The sequence below is a fragment of the Pseudomonas cavernicola genome, from assembly GCF_003596405.1.
Lineage (GTDB): Bacteria > Pseudomonadota > Gammaproteobacteria > Pseudomonadales > Pseudomonadaceae > Aquipseudomonas > Aquipseudomonas cavernicola.
Genome location: NZ_QYUR01000002.1, coordinates 2,699,902 through 2,717,106, shown reverse-complemented (window position 1 = coordinate 2,717,106; position 17,205 = coordinate 2,699,902). Strand labels below are relative to the sequence as shown.

Below are 17,205 nucleotides of genomic sequence, written 5' to 3'. Positions count from 1 at the left end.
ACCGGTACTGGAGACTTGCATGAGCGCCGCTTTACCCTCTCTCGCCTTTGCCGGCATTGGTCTGATGGGCCTGCCGATGTGCCAGCGCCTGCTCGCCGCCGGTTATCCGCTGACAGTCTGGAACCGTTCGCCAGACAAATGCGTGGCGCTGGTTGCCGCCGGTGCACGGCAAGCGTTCAGCCCGGCTGAACTGTGTCAGGCGGCTGATGTGGTGATGCTCTGCCTGGCCGATACCCGGGTGGTAAAGAAGGTCGTGTTCGGTGCCGATGGGGTGGTCGAGGGCGCCAAACCAGGGCAGCTGCTGGTGGACTTCTCCAGTCTGGAGCCGGCGGCCACGCGTGAGATGGCGGCTGAGTTGGAAAGCCGCACCGGCATGCACTGGTTGGACGCGCCGGTGTCGGGCGGCACCCTGGGCGCCGAGGCCGGTACGCTGACGATCATGGCCGGCGGCCGCGTGCAAGACGTGGAGCGGGTGCGGCCGATTTTGTTGAACCTGGGCCAACGCCTGACGCGCATGGGGGCGGTCGGTGCGGGCCAGGTCACTAAGGTCTGCAACCAGATGATCGTCGCCTGCAATGCGCTGGTGATCGCAGAAGTAATGGCTTTGGCAGAAAAGTCCGGGGTCGATGCCAGCTTGCTTGCACCTGCCTTGGCTGGCGGTTTTGCCGACTCCAAACCGTTGCAGATTCTCGCCCCGCAGATGGCGGAAAGTCGCTTTGAGCCGATCAAGTGGCACGTCCGCACGCTGCTGAAGGATCTCGATACCGCCGTAAAGCTCGCCCGCGAGCATGATTCGGCCACGCCGCTGAGCGCCCTGGCGGCGCAGTTGATGCGCCTGCACGGCACTAGCCAAGGCAACCTCGAACGCGATCCGGCGACGCTGGTAGAGCTGTATCGAGAGGAGAAATCGTGAAGATTGCCGCCAATCTGTCCCTACTGTTTACCGAGCTGCCGTTGCTGCAGCGGGTCGCCGCGGCGGCTGAGGCGGGCTTTGATGGGGTGGAAGTCCAGTTTCCCTACGAGGTGCAGGCTGCCGAGCTGAGCGCGGCCTTGGCGGCAGCGAGTATGCCGCTGGTGCTAATCAACCTGCCTGCGGGGGATTTGCTGGACGGTGGCGCTGGGCTGGCCGCTGTGCCTTCGCGCCAGGCCGAGTTCAAGGCCGCACTGGAGCAAGCGATGGCCTATGCCGCCGTGGTGCGCCCTGCATGCGTCAACGTACTGCCTGGGCGGCTGGTCGAGGGCTGCGGGCGCGAACAGGCAATGGCTACCCTGGTCGACAATCTACGCTGCGCCGCCGAGGCGTTTCAGTCGTCGGGTGTCCGCGTACTGTGTGAGGCAATTAATCCGCTGGATATGCCGGGATTTCTGATCAATACGCCACAGCAACTGGATGAGCTGTTGCGTGCGGTCGATCACCCCAATTGTGCGGCGCAGTTCGATCTCTACCATATGGCCCGGCAAGGGCTGGATCTGACTGCGGGTATTCAGCTGTTGGCGGGGCGGATAGGCCATGTGCAGTTCGCCGATTGTCCGGGTCGTGCTGAGCCGGGTAGCGGGCAGCTGGATTTCAGTGCGGTACAGAGGGCGCTGGCGGCGATAGGCTATAGCGGTTGGCTGGCGGCAGAGTATCGGCCGAGTAGCACCAGTCAGGACTCGCTTGGCTGGCTAGCGCTCTGGCGGCGGTAGGGGCATGCGGTGCGCTGAAGTCTAGGGACGGCATTTTGCCGTGATCGTCGAGGATGGCCCTGGGTCAGTTGCTAGCGTGTGCCGGTTCAGGCACTCATTGGCGTCGTGCTGAAACGGTGTAGCAAGTCGCGTAGCACCGGCAGTGGCAGCGGCCGGCTAAGCAGATAGCCCTGAATGAAGTCGCAGCCATGCTCACGTAAAAACTCCAGCTGTTGCGGTGTTTCCACGCCTTCGGCGACCACCTTGAGTTTCAAAGTGTGGGCCATGCCGATAATTGCCTGAACGATGTCCATGCCCTGCTGGAATTCCGGGATGTCTTGGACGAAAGATCGGTCGATCTTCAGAGTGTCCAGCGGCAGGCGCCGCAAATAGGCCAGCGATGAGTAACCAGTGCCAAAATCGTCGATCGAGAGCGATACGCCAAGGCTGCGGAGCTGCTGTAGCAGCTCCGCAGCGCGGTTGATGTTGCCCATTAGGGCGTTCTCAGTGACCTCCAGCTCCAGTCGTCGGGGCTGTACGCCGGTGCTCAGTAGGGCGTCCTGTACCTCCTGAACGAGCTCATCGCGGCCGAGGTTGAGCGCCGAGCAGTTCACCGCGATTTTCAGCTCGGCAAAACCTGTTTCACCCAGCAGCTTGAGGTCGTGGCAGGCGCGGCGTAGTACCCAGGCATCCAGCTCGGCGATGAAGCCGTTGGCTTCGGCGATGCCAATAAAGCGATCCGGCGATAGCAGGCCATGCTGCGGATGGTGCCAGCGCACCAGGGCTTCCAGCTTGCTGAGCTGGCCGCTGTGCAGGTCGAGAATCGGCTGGTAGTAGAGTTGCAGGCCATTGTCTTTCAGCAGCGCGTCATGCAGTTCCTCTTCCAGTTGCAGCTCGAGGGAAACCTTGGATTTCAGGTGCGCACTGAAGAAGTGCAGATTGTTGCGCCCGCTGCCTTTGGACTGATAGAGCGCCAGATCCGCATGTTTTAGCAGTTCCTCGCAGGTTTGTCCGTCTTCCGGGAGTAGGCTGATGCCGATGCTGGTGGTCATCACCAAGCTGCGTCCAAACAGCGCAATCGGGTCTTTCATCTTCTCCATCACCCTGTGCGCCAGTTGCCGTGCCTCATCGCCACTGCGCAGGCTGACCAGGATGCAGAACTCATCGCCACCGAGGCGGGCGATTACATCGTGATCGCGCACGGTGCTGCGGATACGTTCGGCGACCACCTTGAGCATTTCGTCTCCGGCATCGTGACCGAGGCTGTCGTTGATCCGTTTGAAGTGATCGATATCGAGAAACATCACCGCCAGAGCCTCGTTGCACTGGATATGCTCTTGCAGCTTTTCCGCGAAAACCTGGTTGAAGCCGCGGCGATTGAGGAGGTCGGTCAGCGCATCATAGTGGGCGGCTTGCTGCAGTGATGCGCGGGCGTGGTCGAGTTGGCTGAGCAGGGCGTTAACTCGGACCAAGTCGCGCTCCTTGCTCTCCAGCTTTCTGTCCGCCCAGGCCGCGCTGAGGCCGCTAGCGATGATCAGCAGCGCGATCAGGCCGATGGTCAGACCCAGTTGTAGGCTGTTTTCGGCGGGTTGTAGCTGTAAAGGGGTGCCAAGTGGAGCCACCAGATTCAGTGACCACATGCCGGTGAAGTGCATGGAGACGATGGCTGCGCCCATCACTAGGCTGGCCAGGTATTTCAGCATCTGGTGGAAAAAACCATCGCCATTGCGGAAGTACAGGGCCAGCAGCAGGGCAATAAGGCTGGTGGAGATGGCAATCAGGATCGACAGGGCGAACAGCCAGGGCTGGTAATACTGGCTGGCGGGGGAGCGTATTGCAGCCATGCCGCTGTAGTGCATGGCGGCAATGCCGAGGCCGATGCACAGGGCTGCGAGCAAGTACTGAGACGGACGCAAGTGCTCGTGGCCAAGTGTGTGCATAGCCAGCAACGCGGCGATGAAGACGATCAACAGCGAGGCGGCGGTGGTCGGGAGGTCGTAGTGGATCGGGACCGGAGCCTGGAAGGCCAGCATGCCAATGAAGTGCATGGACCAGATACCGCCGGCTAGGCAGAAAGCGCCGACCCAGCGCCACATCAGTCGTGCACCGCGGCGTTCGGCGTGGCCCACGCGTTCCGCTAGGTTAAGGGCGGTAAAGCTGGCGGCCGAGGCGACCACGTAGGCCAGGAGCACCAGCAAGGGGCTGTAGCTGCACTGGAGGATGAGCTGCCCGCCAGCTGGCAGTTCAGAGATAAAATTCAAGCCCAGCCAATCCATAGCACGCATGCTCCTGAAGTGTTGCGGCCAGCACCTTCCTGGCGGCAGGGATTGTGGCAATTTGGCATCAGTATAGAGGGTGCGCAGATTTTGCAAGTTTTGACGGGCTGGTGGCGCCAAACAACTGGCGATTGTGACAATTCCCAGTCGATCTAACGCGTTCTCGGCAGCCATTCGGCATCGGTAAAGGCGCTGGGGCATTAGCTTAGCCGTCAAACGGTCGGGGGGCTTTGCCTGCGCTGTAGCATGCTCTTACATAGATGTGGCGAATGGTCGCAGACAGACCGCGGCGAAGGCTCTAGATTGCAGACTCAACGGTTTGCTCCAACGGCTACCCAGGTAGTTCTGCGGTGTAGAGAGCCAGTTAAGAACAACAAGAGAGCCCGATCCATGCAGCAAGCCCCGCAAGCAGCCAATGCCTGGCGCATTTTGTTCCTGCTATTTCTCGCCAACCTGTTCAACTTCTTCGACCGCACCATCCCGGCCATCATCATTGAACCGATCCGTCTGGAGTGGAGCCTCAGCGATTTCCAAATCGGTCTGATCGGCACTGCCTTCACCATTGTGTATGCCATAGCCGGCGTACCGTTGGGGCGTCTGGCCGATACTGGCGCGCGGCGCAAAATCATGGGCTGGGGTTTGGTGGCGTGGAGCGGGTTGACCGCGGTGAATGGTCTGGCCTGGAACTTCTGGAGCTTTCTGCTGGTGCGCATGGGCGTTGGCATTGGTGAAGCCAGCTACGCACCAGCGGCCAATTCGCTGATTGGCGATCTCTTCCCGGCGCACAAGCGGGCGCGGGCGATGGGCATTTTCATGCTTGGCTTACCGATCGGCCTGCTGCTGGCTTACTTCACTATTGGGGCGATGGTTGAAGCCTTTGGCAGTTGGCGCGCGCCGTTTTTTATCGCTGCGGTGCCCGGTGTGACTCTCGCGCTGTTTATGTTCTTTATCCGCGAGCCGCAACGGGGTGCGGCGGAGACGGTGCAGGTGGCGGTAGCAGCGGTCGATCGGCCACTGCGGCGGGTGCTGACAATCCGCACCTTTTGGTGGCTGGTGGTCGCCGGGCTGACCTTTAACTTCGCCACCTACGCCTGTAACTCGTTCATGGTGCCGATGTTGCAGCGCTACTTCCTGCTGCCGTTGGGACAGGCGGCGGTGGCGACTGGGGTGATTGTCGGCCTGACTGGTCTAGTTGGCCTGACGTTGGGCGGCTGGATTGCCGATCATTTACACCAGCGGTCCGAACGAGGTCGGCTGATGTTCGGCGCCGGGTCGATGCTCGTCGCGGCGTTGGCCACGGCTTACGCCTTGCTGATGGGGCAGACCACCATTGGTGTGTTTGTTGCCGTGTTCAGCATCGGCTGGTTGTTCGCTTACAACTTTTACACCTGTGTCTATACAGCGATTCAGGATGTGGTGGAGCCGCGTTTGCGTGCGACTGCCATGGCACTTTTCTTTGCCGGTTTGTACCTGCTCGGTGGTGGCCTGGGACCAGTGGTGGTTGGACTGCTATCCGATCATTTTGCCCATTCGGCGATGTATGCCGCCGGCGCGACCGAGATGAGCGAGGCGTTCAAGGCGGTTGGTTTGCACGACGCGATGTACCTGATCCCGGTGGCGTTGTTCCTCACCATGCTCTCGTTGTTCCAGGCCTCCCGCTGTTTCAGTCGCGATGCGGCAAACATGCGTCAGGCGATGGCCGAGACCGTGGCCTGAGCTACTCGCCAGAAACGACCAGGCCCGCATCTGCGGGCCTGGTCGTTGTAGGGTGGGTTAGCCGCGTAGCGGCGTAACCCGCCAAGGGGGCCAGGCCTCGCCGTTTACCGGCTGGGCGGTGGGTTACGCCTGCGGCTAACCCACCCTACCGTTAACGTGCGCCCTGCAAAAACGCGTTTAGCCCGCCACCAACACGCGAATGGCCTCCAGGCGCAGGGCGGCTTTGTCGAGCATGGCCAGGCCTTGCTCGCGCTGCTTGCGCAGGGTTTCCAGCTCGCTGTCACGCACGCTCGGGTTGACGGCTTGCAGCGCGGTCAAGCGGGCCAACTCTTCCTCAGTATCCGCAGCCAGACGACGCTTGGCTTCGGCGACACGTTCGGCATGCCGTGGGCTGATCTTCGCTTCAGCGGCATTGATTTGCGGGTTCAGCGAATCGCGCTGCGCCTGCACGAACTTGTTGGCGCTGGCGCGGGGCACAGTCTCCAGTTGCTCGTTGAGCTTTTCAAACGACACCTTGCTCGCCAGGTCGTTGCCGCTGCTGTCCAGCAGGCAGCGGAGCGCCGCTGGCGGCAGGTAGCGCCCCAGTTGCAGGGCGCGCGGGGCGACCACTTCGCTGACGTAGAGCAGTTCGAGCAGCACGGTGCCGGGTTTCAGCGCCTTGTTCTTGATCAGCGCCACTGCGGTGTTACCCATCGAACCGGAGCGCACCAGATCCATGCCGCCTTGCACCATCGGGTGTTCCCAGGTGAGGAACTGCATGTCCTCGCGCGATAGCGCCTGATTACGGTCGTAGGTGATGGTCACGCCTTCGTCGTCGCCAAGCGGGAAGCTGGCGTCGAGCATTTTCTCGCTGGGGCGCAGTATCAGGGCGTTTTCCGAATGGTCTTCGCTGTCGATGCCGAAGGCCTCGAACAACTCTTCCATATAGATCGGCAGGGCAAATTCGTCGTCTTGCTCGTGAATCGCTTCGACCAGCGTTTCGCCTTCACCGGCGCCGCCGGAATTGAGTTCGAGCAGACGGTCACGCCCAGCGTGCAGCTCGCCTTCAAGGCGTTCGCGCTCGGCTTTGGCTTCATCGACCAGGGCTTGCCACTCGTCGTCATCGCCACTTTCCAGCAGCGGCAGCAGGCGTGGGCCGAACTGGTGCTGCAGGGCGTTGCCGGTCGGGCAGGTCGCCTGGAACGCGTTCAGCGCCTGGTGGTACCACTGGAACAGGCGCTCTTGCGGACTGCTTTCCAGATAGGGCACGTGCAACTGAATGGTGTGTTTCTGGCCGATCCGGTCGAGACGGCCGATGCGCTGTTCGAGCAGGTCCGGGTGCGATGGCAGGTCGAACAACACCAGATGGTGGGAGAACTGGAAGTTGCGACCCTCACTGCCGATTTCGGAGCAGATCAGCACTTGGGCTCCGAACTCCTCGTCGGCGAAGTAGGCAGCGGCGCGGTCGCGTTCAAGGATGTTCATGCCTTCATGGAACACCGTGGCTGGAATGCCGGAGCGCACGCGCAGGGCGTCTTCCAGATCCATTGCGGTTTCCGCGTGGGCGCAGATCACCAGCACTTTGACCCGTTTGAGCATCTTCAGGGTGTCGATCAGCCAGTCGACGCGCGGGTCGAAGCGCCACCAGCGCTCTTCCTCGCTGGTCTCCGGCTGCGCCTGATAGCTGACTTCCGGATAGAGGTCGGCGTGCTCACCGAGCGGTAGTTCCAAGTACTGGTCCGGGTTTTCCAGCGGGTAGGGGTGCAGCTCGCGCTCGGGGAAGCCTTGTACGGCGGCGCGCGTATTGCGGAACAACAGGCGGCCGGTGCCGTGGCGATCGAGCAGTTCGCGAACCAGGCGGGGCGAAGCTTCGCTGTCGCCAGCGTTGACGGCGGCGAGCAACGTCTCGCCTTCGGCGCCGAGGAAGTTGTGAATGGTCTGGTGCGCCTCAGGTGAGAGGCGTCCCTTATCGAGCAATTCCTGCACCGCTTCGGCGACCGGCCGGTAGTTGGCGCTTTCGGCACGGAAGGCGTCGAGGTTGTGGAAGCGGTTCGGGTCGAGCAGACGCAGGCGGGCGAAGTGGCTGTCTTGACCGAGTTGTTCAGGTGTAGCGGTGAGCAGCAGCACACCAGGGATGACTTCGGCCAGTTGCTCGACCAGTGCGTATTGCGGGCTGGCTTGGTCAGGGTGCCAGACCAGGTGGTGCGCTTCGTCGACTACCAACAGGTCCCAGCCGGCGGCGAACAGTGCGTCTTGCGCGCGCTCGTCTTCGCACAGCCATTCCAGGGCCACCAGGGCCAACTGGCAATCTTCGAAGGGGTTGTCGGCATCGCTTTCGATGAACCGTTCGGCGTCGAACAGGGCGACTTCCAGGTTGAAACGCCGGCGCATCTCCACCAGCCACTGGTGCTGGAGGTTTTCCGGCACCAGGATCAACACCCGGCTGGCACGTCCGGAGAGCAATTGGCGGTGGATAACGAAACCGGCTTCGATGGTTTTGCCCAGGCCGACTTCGTCAGCCAGCAATACCCGCGGGGCGATGCGGTCGGCCACTTCGCGAGCGATATGCAACTGATGCGCAATCGGTTGGGCACGCACGCCACCCAGGCCCCAGAGCGATGATTGCAACTGGCGACTGGTGTGTTCGAGGGTGTGGTAGCGCAGGGCGAACCAGGGCAGCGGGTCGATCTGGCCGGCGAACAGGCGGTCGCTGGCCAGACGGAATTGAATAAAGTTGGACAGCTGGGTTTCCGGCAGGCTGACGGTTGTGTGCTGTCCGTTGAGGCCGTGATAGACCAGCAGGCCGTCGATGTCATCGACTTCCTGAACCGTCAGCTTCCAGCCTTCGAAGTGGGTGATCTCATCGCCCGGGGAGAAGCGCACACGGGTCAGCGGAGCATTGCGCGTCGCATATTGGCGGGTCTCGCCAGTGGCCGGGTAGAGCACGGTGAGCATGCGGCCGTCCTGTACCAGGATGGTTCCCAAGCCCAACTCCGCTTCGCTGTCACTAATCCAGCGTTGCCCCGGTTCATACTGCTGCGCCATGCCTGTCTCCCGCGATGAAAAAGCCGGCTATGGTAACGGAACGCTGCGCCCAGGCCAAAGGCGCTATAGCACTTGCCGGCGAGACTTGAGTCAAAAGTGTAGCGAGCGCAACCTCAAGTCGGCGTCCGAACGGCCGACAGTCTGACCAAAGGAGGGCTGGAAATATGTTGCCACCCATTCCCCACAGCATGATGCCGGTGACCGCGCAGCAAGATCCGGTCAAGCCGCGGCCAGACATTCCCCCGGTGACGCCGCTGCAAGGCAGCGCCAATGAAAGCGCGGTCGCCCTGGATAAACGCCATCCGCAGGAGGCTGAAGCCTCGCAGCGAGAGGAACAGCGTCGGCGTCGCCAGCGGCGTGGTTACACTGCCGAAGAATTGGCCGAAGGCGAAGTGGCGGCCGAGGATCAAGCGCTGTTCGAAGAGTTGCCCCGCCAGGGCCTGTGGGTGGATATCGAGGTCTAGGCGGCGCACACTCGGTCGGTGTCGCTGCATTGTTATCGCGGCAGTGTGAGTGAGTCTGTGTGGATTTGTTTGCCGATACTCCCGTCGTTTTGCCCAATGCCGAGCTGCGCTTCATACCGGATTGGCTGGATGTAGCCACGGCAGATCGCTGGCTCGCTGGGTTACTGGCCGAAACCCCATGGCGGCAGCCGCAGGTGTTCTTGCATGGCCGCTATCATCCGGTGCCGCGTCTGCTCGCCTGGTATGGCGATGCCGAGGCGGGCTACCGCTATTCCGGCCTGATTCATCAACCGCTGCCCTGGACGCCGTTGCTGGCGGAAATCCGCTTACAGGTGCAGGCCGCTGTCGGCCAGCGCCTGAATGGCGTGCTACTCAACTATTACCGGGATGGCCAGGACTCCATGGGCTGGCATAGCGATGACGAGCCGGAGTTAGGGGCAAACCCGTTGATTGCCTCGCTTAACCTCGGCGGCACGCGGCGTTTCGATCTGCGTCGCAACGGCCAGACGCGCATCGAACACTCGCTGGAGCTGGGCCATGGATCTCTGCTGGTCATGGCCGGCGCGACACAGCATTATTGGCAGCATCAAGTCGCGAAGACGCGCAAAGCCTGTGCGCCGCGCCTGAATCTGACTTTCCGCCTGATCCGGTCGTAGATATGAGCCACGATGACAAGCTGATCGACTTCAGCGCCGAGCGCGACAAGCGCATCCATGATCTCAACGAAAAGCGCCTGAACGAAGTGCGCCAGGCTTTCGAACAGGCGCTGCCGTTATCCAAGGCGAAGAAAAAGCCTAAGGGCAAACCGAAAAAGCGCTGATCCGGCTCACAGCTCGCAGCTCGCAGCCTAGTAGGGCGGGTGAAACCCGCGTGGCTAGCCTCTGTGGAATTACCGCGCGGGTTCGACTCGCCCTACTGCTACGTTCTGTATGTGCGAAAGGCTGATCTGTTGATCCAGATCAGTTTTTCCTCAGTGCCACTGCCCAGCCCTGGGCAGTATTGATCTCGATCAATTTTCCCGCCCGCGTATCTGCGTACCCTGCAGCTATTCCTCTCAGGGGTTACAGCGCAGGAGGCCGTCATGTTTGTTGATGTAGTGGTACTCGCAGGTATCGGCACCGTCGGCCTGATGCTCGCCTTCATCGGTGGTTTTTCTTATTTCATCTGGAAAGACTCGCACAAGCGCAAATCGCGCTAGTCGTTCCAGACCTCATGCACGCAAGGCTTTTGGGCGACTTCGGTCGCCCATTTTTTTATTTCTACTGACTGGCTTGGGCCGTGTGCCTCAGGTGCGCCGCTCGGCGTTGTGGTTGCTGGGGGTAAGTGCTGCATCTGGGCAAATCCACTAGACGACATATAGTTAGCTGACTAATAATTAGCTTGCGTCTGTGTTATCTCAAGCACTGGCGACTATCTTTCATTCGAACTCCCCACAGGTTTCGCCCGTGCGTGACACTCTGCAGGCGTTGTGTGCGCCCGATACTCAGGCAGTCCAGTTCGCTATCAAGACCCTGCTGGGCGCTGGCCTGGCGCTCTGGTGCGCGATTCGTTTTGGCTTGGAGCAGCCGCAGTGGGCGCTGATGACGGCTGTTATCGTCGCGCAGCCGCTCTCTGGCATGGTGGTGCAGAAAGGTCTGGCCCGGCTGCTCGGGACGCTGATTGGCACTGCCATGGCGGTGCTGATCATGGCGCTGTTCGCCCAGACGCCCTGGCTGTTCCTGCTGGCGTTGGCGGGCTGGCTGGGGCTGTGTACGGCGGCTTCGACCCTGTTGCGCAGCGCCTGGTCTTATTCATTCGTGTTGGCCGGTTACACCGTGGCGATCATTGGCCTGCCTGCGATCGGCCATCCGTTGACGGTGTTTGACCAGGCCGTATCCCGCTGTACCGAGATTTCCCTCGGTATCATCTGTGCCACGGTAGTCAACGCGCTGCTCTGGCCGCAGCGTGTCGAGTTGCGCCTGGCGAAGCAGGCGCGGGATGCCTGGCTGGCCGGTATTCAAGCGGCGAGCGCGGCGCTGACGGGTGAGCGGAAGGAGCGTCAAGGCCTGCTCGGCGTGCTCGGACGTATCGTTGCGGTGGATGCCCAGCGCGAGCATGCCTGGTTCGAGGGCAATCGCGGTCGCCAGCGGGCGATAGCCCTGCGCGTATTGAGCCGTGACCTGCTCAGCCTGTTGCGGCTGGCGCGTGGCGTGGCACGGCAATGGCGGCAGTTGACGGAAAGCGAAGCGCACCAGTTGGTGCCGTGGCTGGACGAAGTGCAGCAGGCTCTGGTCGAGCCTCGGCAGGAGGTGCTGGAGGCCCTGCGTGAGCGTTTGCTCAGCGCATCCGAAGCTGAAGATTTGCCCGCGGTGCAGCAATACTGCTTGGCCCGCATGGCCGTGCTGCTGCGTCAGGCCCAGTCGGCTGCCGATGCGCTCACGGCGGTGGAAAAGGGCGAGGCGCCGGTCGATGCGCCACCGGCAATGTCCTGGCACCGCGATGTACAGACGGCGGCAATTTACGGATTGCGCAGCGCCCTGGCGTTTCTCGCCCTGGCAAGTTTTTGGCTGGCCACCGGCTGGACTGCCGCCGTCGGCGCGCTAACCCTGACGTGTGTAGTCTGCTGCCTGTTCGCTAGTCGTGAGAATGCCGAGCAGATCGGTTTCAGCTTTCTGCGTGGGATTCTCTACGCGCTGCCGGTGGCGTTCTTCGTTGGTCAACTGCTGTTGCCGCAGCTGAGTGGTTTCCCCACGCTTTGCCTGGCCCTCGGCGTGCCGCTGTTCTTCGCCGCGCTGGGTATGGCTAAGCCGGCGCTGGGGGCGACGGCCACCTCGTTCTGCCTGCACTTCATCGTCCTGTGCGCGCCGCAGAATGCCATGCGCTATGACGTTGCCTCCTTTCTTAACCAGGCGATTGCGATATTGATCGGCGTTGGTTTTGCCGTGCTGGCGTTCCGTCTGATCGTCCTGCGCAACCCGGTCTGGCATGCTCGACGTCTGCTCGAGGCCACGCTCGCCGACCTTGGCCGCCTGACTCGTCGCGCCCTGCTCGGTGCCGAGAACTGGTTTGGTGGCCGTATGGCCGATCGCTTGTTGCAGCTAGCAAGGCACTACCCGCTGCTGCCGGCACAAGCGCGCAACCGTTGGGATGATGGTCTCGCCAGCCTCGATCTGGGCGACGAGCTACTGCACTTACGCCGCTGCCTGGCGGCGGCTGACTCACCCTTGGGAGGGGCAGAGGAGCGATTTTTGCGCCGGCTGGAACCCATCCTGCTGCAAGGGCCGCAGCCTCAGTGGGCTGCGGCGTTGGATGCGCCGGTGGCCGACCTGCTGACGGCCTTGCGTGACGCCGGCTCGAGCATCGACCGGCGTCTGGCCCGGGCGGCGCTGTTGCAGCTGCAGTACAGCTGGCGGGATTGGTGTGAACAACAGGAGGCGAGCCATGGGCTTGCGTGAGTGGTCTTTGGGCGGAGTCTTGCTCAGCCCGTTTCTGATTTATGCACTGCTGGCGCTGCTGCTCACCGGACTGTTGCGCTTCGGTTTGCAACGGGTCGGGCTGGCGCGCTGGATCTGGCACGAAGCCTTGTTCGATTGTGCCTTGTATGTCTGTGTCCTGGCGGCGCTTACCGCTGTGCTGGGCCACTGGTGAAGGAGAGAAATATGCGTTTCGCTTTACGTGTTGTCATTACCCTCTGCCTGGTCGCTGCGGCACTGGTGGCCGGTTACGGCCTCTGGCAGTACTACATGTTGTCGCCCTGGACGCGCGACGCACGGATCCGTGCCGATGTAGTGGTGATCGCTCCCGACGTGTCGGGCTGGGTGGTGGACTTGAGGGTGCATGACAACCAGCAGGTCAAGGTCGGTGATCTGCTTCTGAGTCTCGATCGCGAGCGTTTTCAGGTCGCCTTGGAGAAGGCCCGAGCAATCGCGCAAACTCGCAAGCAACAACTGCGCCTGCGTGAGCACGAGGCTTCGCGTCGCGCTCATCTCGGGCCGCAGGCGATCAGCGCCGAGCTGAAGGAGAACGCGCAGATCACCGCGGATATCGCCCGCGGTGCCTACCGTGAAGCGCAGGCCGATGTGAAGGTTGCCGAGCTTAACCTTGCCCGCAGTGAGCTGCGCGCGTCGCGTGCCGGGCAGATCACCAACCTGCGCCTGGCGCAAGGCAACTACGTCACGGCCGGGCAGCCGGTGATGGCCTTGGTCGATGACAAGTCGTTTTATCTACAGGCCTACTTTGAGGAAACCAAACTGTCACGCATCCAGGTCGGGGCGCCGGTCAAGGTTTGGCTAATGGGCGCGGGTGAAGCCTTGAGCGGCAGCGTGGAAAGCATCAGTCGCGGCATCACCGACCGCAACGCCAGCCCGGATACGCAGTTGTTGGCGAATGTTGAGCCGACTTTTAACTGGGTGCGCCTGGCGCAGCGGATTCCGGTGCGGATCAAGCTCGATCAACTGCCCGAGGGCATGCAATTGAGTGCAGGGATGACCGCGAGTGTGCAGGTCAGTGAAGGCGGGCAGGGCGGGGCAGAGTCGCAGGGGAAATAAACTCCCTTCATCCACCGGGAGGAGGTGCCCCGCAGGGACGGGCGGGGCATGTTTCGCTATTGCCGCCGCCCGCCCCAAAGGGCGAGGGCGTTCATGTTTAAAAAGCTCAACAGCAATATCAGCCGATGGTGATCGGCGGCAGCTCCGGCAGTTCAACCGTCTGTTGGGTGCGTGGGGCCAAGACTTCAGCTTCGCCATCGACCACTTGTTCTGCGTTCTGGTTGAACACCCGTGTGGCCAGCTTGACGCGATTCTTCGGCAACTTTTCCAGCACTTCCAGCTCGACCCGCAGGGTATCGCCGAGTTTTACCGGGCGGGTGAAGCGCAGGTTTTGCCCGAGGTAGATGCTGCCTGGGCCAGGCAGTTCGCAGGCGATGGCGGCGCTGATCAGGGCGCCACTGAGCATGCCGTGGGCGATGCGCTCTTTGAACAGGGTACCGGCGGCGAATTCGGCATCCAGGTGGACCGGGTTGCGGTCCCCCGACATGGCGGCGAACAGTTGGATGTCGCGCTCCTCGACGGTCTTGCTGAAGCTGGCTTGCTGGCCCACTTCGAGGGCGTCATAGGGGAAGTTCGTGACCTGTGTCATACGGTCTCCTTGGCTTGTGGTTGGCGGCGTCGGCTATGGGTCAGAGCCTCGTTTAGCCAGTCGATAAGGTCGGCGGTCACCTCGTCACGGTTGCTCTCATTGAGCAGCTCATGGCGGGCCTCCGGGTAAATTTTCAGTCGCACATTCTGATGGCCCGCCTGGCCCAAGGCATTGGCCAAGTCTTCCAGACGTTTACCCTCGCTGACCGGGTCACGCGCACCGCCGATCACCAGTAGTGGCAGGTCGGCGTCGATCTGTGCCAGACGCTTCACCGGGGTGATCTGCTGCAAGCCGCCGAGCAGGTCCAGCCACAGTTGATTGGTACAGCGAAAGCCGCACAGCGGGTCGTTGACGTACTTGTCGACCTCGGCCGGGTCGCGGCTCAGCCAGTCGAAATTGGTGCGGTTGGGCTTGAAGGGCTTGTTGAACGAACCGAAGGAGAGAAACTCAAGCAGCGCGCTGCGCCCCGTCGCGCCTTGGCGCCAGCGCTCTAAACGGGCAATGACGGAGGCCGCGCGGTACAGCCCAACCGGTTGGTAGTTCGAGCCGGACAGGATCGCCCCCTGCAAGCTGCAACTGTGCTGCATCAAGTAAGCCTGGCCGATATAGCTGCCCATGCTGTGGCCGAGTAAAAAGATCGGCACGTGCGGGTGCTGCTGGCGGATGTGGTGGTTGAGGTTGGCCAGGTCACTGACCACCCGTTGCCAACCCATCTGTTCGGCATACATCCCCAGCACGCCGCGTTGGGCCGTCTTGCCGTGGCCGCGTTGATCGTGCGCGTACAGCTCATAGCCGGCGTGCACCAAGGCTTCGCCCAAGCGTGCATAACGACCGCTGTGTTCGGCCATGCCGTGGGCGACCATCACCACCGCTTTTGGTGGTTGTTCGGCGAACCAGCGATTGACGTACAGCGGCGCGGCATCGCTGGCGGTTAGCCAAAAGTCATCGTGAAGCATGGCGGATCCTTATGCCCGGAGGGTTTGGCATTGTAGAGCCAGCACCGGGCGTTGTCCCAGTTTGTCCAGCGTTAGAGTCGGTTCATTATCTGCTGTTGACCTTAGGTCGCGAGATCGTGAACGGGCTCTTAGTCTGGCTACGCCGCTTGAACCAAGATTCACGCGGTCAATGACGCTCCCCTAAGTATTTGCGCTAACGCCCAGAACTGCTAAGTTCCCGTCAGCCCCGTCCGCGCGGGCCAGACATTTTCAGGTAATGGGGATAAGAACAATGCAACCTGATTTCTGGAGCGACAAACGCCCGGCCGGCGTACCCAATGAGATCGACTTTGGTGCCTATAAGTCGGTGATCGAGGTATTCGAGCGCTCGTGCAAGAAATTCGCCGACCGCCCAGCGTTCAGCAATATGGGCGTGACGCTGACCTACGCCGAGTTGGATCGTCTGTCCGGCGCCTTCGCCGGTTATCTGCAAAAACAGACGGATCTCAAGCCCGGCGACCGCATCGCCGTGCAAATGCCAAATATTCTGCAATACCCGATTGCCGTATTTGGCGCGATGCGCGCCGGGCTGATCGTGGTCAACACCAACCCGCTGTACACCGCCCGCGAGATGCGTCACCAGTTCAAGGACGCCGGGGTGCGTGCGCTGGTGTACCTGAATATGTTCGGCAAGCTGGTGCAAGAGGTGCTGGCGGACACCGAAATCGAATTTTTGATCGAAGCCAAGATGGGCGACCTGCAGCCGGCACTGAAAGGCTGGCTGGTCAACACCGTGGTGAAAAAGGTCAAGAAACTGGTGCCGGATTACCAGTTACCGCAGGCAGTGGCGTTCAAGGACGCGCTGAAGCAGGGCCAGGGTCAACCGCTGAAGCCGATCAAAGTGACGTTGGACGACATCGCGGTGCTGCAATACACCGGTGGCACCACCGGCGTAGCCAAAGGCGCGATGCTGACCCACGGCAATCTGGTCGCCAATATGCAGCAGGTTGATGCTTGCCTGTCGCAGCACGGCGCGGATGGTCGGCCGCTGATGAAAGAAGGGCAGGAAGTGATGATCGCGCCGCTGCCGCTCTATCACATCTATGCCTTCACCGCGAATTGCATGTGCATGATGGTCAACGGCAATCACAACGTGCTGATCAGTAACCCGCGGGACATTGCCGGCTTTATTAAAGTGCTGCAGAAGTGGCGCTTCTCTGCGCTGCTCGGCCTCAACACGCTGTTCGTCGCTTTGATGGAGCATCCAGAGTTCAAGAACCTGGACTTTTCCAACCTCAAAGTCACCAACTCCGGCGGTACCGCGTTGGTCAAAGCTACTGCCGAGCGCTGGCAGGCCATCACCGGTTGCTCGGTGGTGGAAGGTTATGGCTTGACCGAGACCTCACCGGTGGCCAGTACCAACCCCTATGGCGATAAGGCCCGGCTGGGCACGGTCGGTATGCCGGTGCCGGGCACCGCGTTCAAGGTGATCGACGATGACGGTCTGGAACTCGCCATCGGCGAGCGCGGCGAGCTGTGCGTCAAAGGTCCGCAGGTGATGAAAGGCTACTGGCAGCGCCCGGACGCCACCGCCGAAGTGCTGGATGCCGAGGGCTGGCTGAAGACCGGCGACATCGCGGTGATCGACCCGGACGGCTTCGTGCGTATTGTCGACCGCAAGAAAGACCTGATCATCGTCTCCGGCTTCAATGTCTACCCGAACGAGATCGAAGATGTGGTCATGGCCCACCCCAAGGTGGCGAGCTGCGCGGCGATCGGCGTGGCGGACGAGAAGTCCGGCGAGGCGGTCAAGTTGTTCGTGGTGGCGCGCGAGGCGGGGCTGACCGTGGAAGAGCTGAAGGCTTACTGCAAGGAAAACTTCACCGGCTACAAAGTGCCCAAGCACATCGTCTTCAAGGACGCTCTGCCGATGACGCCGGTAGGCAAAATCCTTCGTCGCGAGCTGCGCGATATCGCTTGAAAACGGCGACGTATGGCCGTCCATCGGCT

15 protein-coding genes are annotated in these 17,205 nt (G+C 61.6%); 11 read left to right on the top strand and 4 right to left on the bottom strand.

What is annotated here, in order from left to right; genetic code table 11:
* The first annotated feature begins 19 nt into the window (after positions 1-19).
* Positions 20-913 carry an NAD(P)-dependent oxidoreductase gene (locus D3879_RS12935; protein ID WP_119954624.1) on the top strand — a complete coding sequence of 298 codons (894 nt, stop codon included), beginning with the start codon at positions 20-22 and terminating at the stop codon, positions 911-913.
* A complete protein-coding gene (locus tag D3879_RS12930; protein ID WP_119954623.1) occupies positions 910-1,686 on the top strand; it encodes a hydroxypyruvate isomerase family protein in 777 nt (258 codons plus the stop codon). Before D3879_RS12935 ends, D3879_RS12930 begins: the two co-directional genes overlap by 4 nt.
* A gap of 86 nt (positions 1,687-1,772) precedes the next feature.
* Here D3879_RS12930 and D3879_RS12925 read toward each other — a convergent pair whose 3' ends face one another.
* Entirely contained in the window at positions 1,773-3,941 is a 2,169-nt protein-coding gene (locus tag D3879_RS12925) for a putative bifunctional diguanylate cyclase/phosphodiesterase (RefSeq protein ID WP_119954622.1), read from the bottom strand.
* A 390-nt stretch (positions 3,942-4,331) separates the two neighbouring features.
* Between D3879_RS12925 and D3879_RS12920 the strand changes: the two genes are divergently transcribed.
* Positions 4,332-5,657 (top strand): spinster family MFS transporter, encoded by a 1,326-nt coding sequence (locus D3879_RS12920; protein ID WP_119954621.1) that lies wholly within the window; start codon positions 4,332-4,334, stop codon positions 5,655-5,657.
* Positions 5,658-5,834: 177 nt separating this feature from the next.
* On the opposite strand, the gene rapA is transcribed toward D3879_RS12920, so the two are convergent.
* The gene (gene rapA / locus D3879_RS12915; RefSeq protein ID WP_119954620.1) at positions 5,835-8,681 is read right to left on the bottom strand and encodes an RNA polymerase-associated protein RapA; all 2,847 of its coding nucleotides are present in this window, start codon (positions 8,679-8,681) and stop codon (positions 5,835-5,837) included.
* 164 nt (positions 8,682-8,845) lie between these two features.
* Here rapA and D3879_RS12910 point away from each other — a divergent pair, with 164 nt between their 5' ends.
* The 7 genes from D3879_RS12910 to D3879_RS12890 all read left to right on the top strand — a co-directional run bounded on the left by D3879_RS12910 (position 8,846) and on the right by D3879_RS12890 (position 13,671).
* On the top strand, positions 8,846-9,145 hold the full coding sequence (locus D3879_RS12910; RefSeq protein ID WP_119954619.1) for an aspartate-semialdehyde dehydrogenase: 300 nt from the start codon (positions 8,846-8,848) through the stop codon (positions 9,143-9,145).
* 59 nt (positions 9,146-9,204) lie between these two features.
* The gene (locus D3879_RS12905) at positions 9,205-9,801 is read left to right on the top strand and encodes an alpha-ketoglutarate-dependent dioxygenase AlkB family protein (RefSeq protein WP_119954618.1); all 597 of its coding nucleotides are present in this window, start codon (positions 9,205-9,207) and stop codon (positions 9,799-9,801) included.
* A 2-nt stretch (positions 9,802-9,803) separates the two neighbouring features.
* Positions 9,804-9,965 (top strand): hypothetical protein, encoded by a 162-nt coding sequence (locus D3879_RS26680; RefSeq protein WP_171006456.1) that lies wholly within the window; start codon positions 9,804-9,806, stop codon positions 9,963-9,965.
* A 261-nt stretch (positions 9,966-10,226) separates the two neighbouring features.
* Positions 10,227-10,343 carry a cytochrome c oxidase subunit CcoM gene (gene ccoM, locus D3879_RS27625; RefSeq protein WP_338014875.1) on the top strand — a complete coding sequence of 39 codons (117 nt, stop codon included), beginning with the start codon at positions 10,227-10,229 and terminating at the stop codon, positions 10,341-10,343.
* 247 nt (positions 10,344-10,590) lie between these two features.
* Positions 10,591-12,579 (top strand): FUSC family protein, encoded by a 1,989-nt coding sequence (locus D3879_RS12900; protein ID WP_119954617.1) that lies wholly within the window; start codon positions 10,591-10,593, stop codon positions 12,577-12,579.
* Positions 12,566-12,772: a DUF1656 domain-containing protein gene (locus D3879_RS12895; RefSeq protein WP_119954616.1), complete on the top strand. Its 207-nt coding sequence runs from the start codon at positions 12,566-12,568 to the stop codon at positions 12,770-12,772. Before D3879_RS12900 ends, D3879_RS12895 begins: the two co-directional genes overlap by 14 nt.
* An 11-nt stretch (positions 12,773-12,783) precedes the next feature.
* Positions 12,784-13,671, top strand: a complete 888-nt coding sequence (locus D3879_RS12890; RefSeq protein ID WP_119954615.1) for an efflux RND transporter periplasmic adaptor subunit — start codon at positions 12,784-12,786, stop codon at positions 13,669-13,671.
* Positions 13,672-13,789: 118 nt separating this feature from the next.
* Here D3879_RS12890 and D3879_RS12885 read toward each other — a convergent pair whose 3' ends face one another.
* Both D3879_RS12885 and D3879_RS12880 read right to left on the bottom strand, forming a co-directional pair.
* Entirely contained in the window at positions 13,790-14,260 is a 471-nt protein-coding gene (locus tag D3879_RS12885; RefSeq protein ID WP_119954614.1) for a MaoC family dehydratase, read from the bottom strand.
* Complete coding sequence (locus tag D3879_RS12880) at positions 14,257-15,216, bottom strand: alpha/beta hydrolase (protein WP_119954613.1); 960 nt, start codon at positions 15,214-15,216, stop codon at positions 14,257-14,259. Before D3879_RS12880 ends, D3879_RS12885 begins: the two co-directional genes overlap by 4 nt.
* Before the next feature lie 271 nt (positions 15,217-15,487).
* On the opposite strand from D3879_RS12880, the gene fadD2 reads away from it, so the two are divergent.
* Positions 15,488-17,176, top strand: coding sequence for a long-chain-fatty-acid--CoA ligase FadD2 (fadD2, locus tag D3879_RS12875; protein WP_119954612.1), 1,689 nt, complete (start codon positions 15,488-15,490; stop codon positions 17,174-17,176).
* Positions 17,177-17,205: the final 29 nt, after the last annotated feature.

Bases quoted from the DNA above. Each gene is read 5' to 3' on its own strand.
- D3879_RS12935 (WP_119954624.1), top strand. From the start codon at position 20: ATGAGCGCCGCTTTACCCTCTCTCGCCTTTGCCGGCATTGGTCTGATG.
- D3879_RS12925 (WP_119954622.1), bottom strand. From the start codon at position 3,941: ATGGATTGGCTGGGCTTGAATTTTATCTCTGAACTGCCAGCTGGCGGG.
- D3879_RS12920 (WP_119954621.1), top strand. From the start codon at position 4,332: ATGCAGCAAGCCCCGCAAGCAGCCAATGCCTGGCGCATTTTGTTCCTG.
- rapA (WP_119954620.1), bottom strand. From the start codon at position 8,681: ATGGCGCAGCAGTATGAACCGGGGCAACGCTGGATTAGTGACAGCGAA.
- D3879_RS12910 (WP_119954619.1), top strand. From the start codon at position 8,846: ATGTTGCCACCCATTCCCCACAGCATGATGCCGGTGACCGCGCAGCAA.
- D3879_RS26680 (WP_171006456.1), top strand. From the start codon at position 9,804: ATGAGCCACGATGACAAGCTGATCGACTTCAGCGCCGAGCGCGACAAG.
- ccoM (WP_338014875.1), top strand. From the start codon at position 10,227: ATGTTTGTTGATGTAGTGGTACTCGCAGGTATCGGCACCGTCGGCCTG.
- D3879_RS12895 (WP_119954616.1), top strand. From the start codon at position 12,566: ATGGGCTTGCGTGAGTGGTCTTTGGGCGGAGTCTTGCTCAGCCCGTTT.
- D3879_RS12890 (WP_119954615.1), top strand. From the start codon at position 12,784: ATGCGTTTCGCTTTACGTGTTGTCATTACCCTCTGCCTGGTCGCTGCG.
- D3879_RS12885 (WP_119954614.1), bottom strand. From the start codon at position 14,260: ATGACACAGGTCACGAACTTCCCCTATGACGCCCTCGAAGTGGGCCAG.
- D3879_RS12880 (WP_119954613.1), bottom strand. From the start codon at position 15,216: ATGCTTCACGATGACTTTTGGCTAACCGCCAGCGATGCCGCGCCGCTG.
- fadD2 (WP_119954612.1), top strand. From the start codon at position 15,488: ATGCAACCTGATTTCTGGAGCGACAAACGCCCGGCCGGCGTACCCAAT.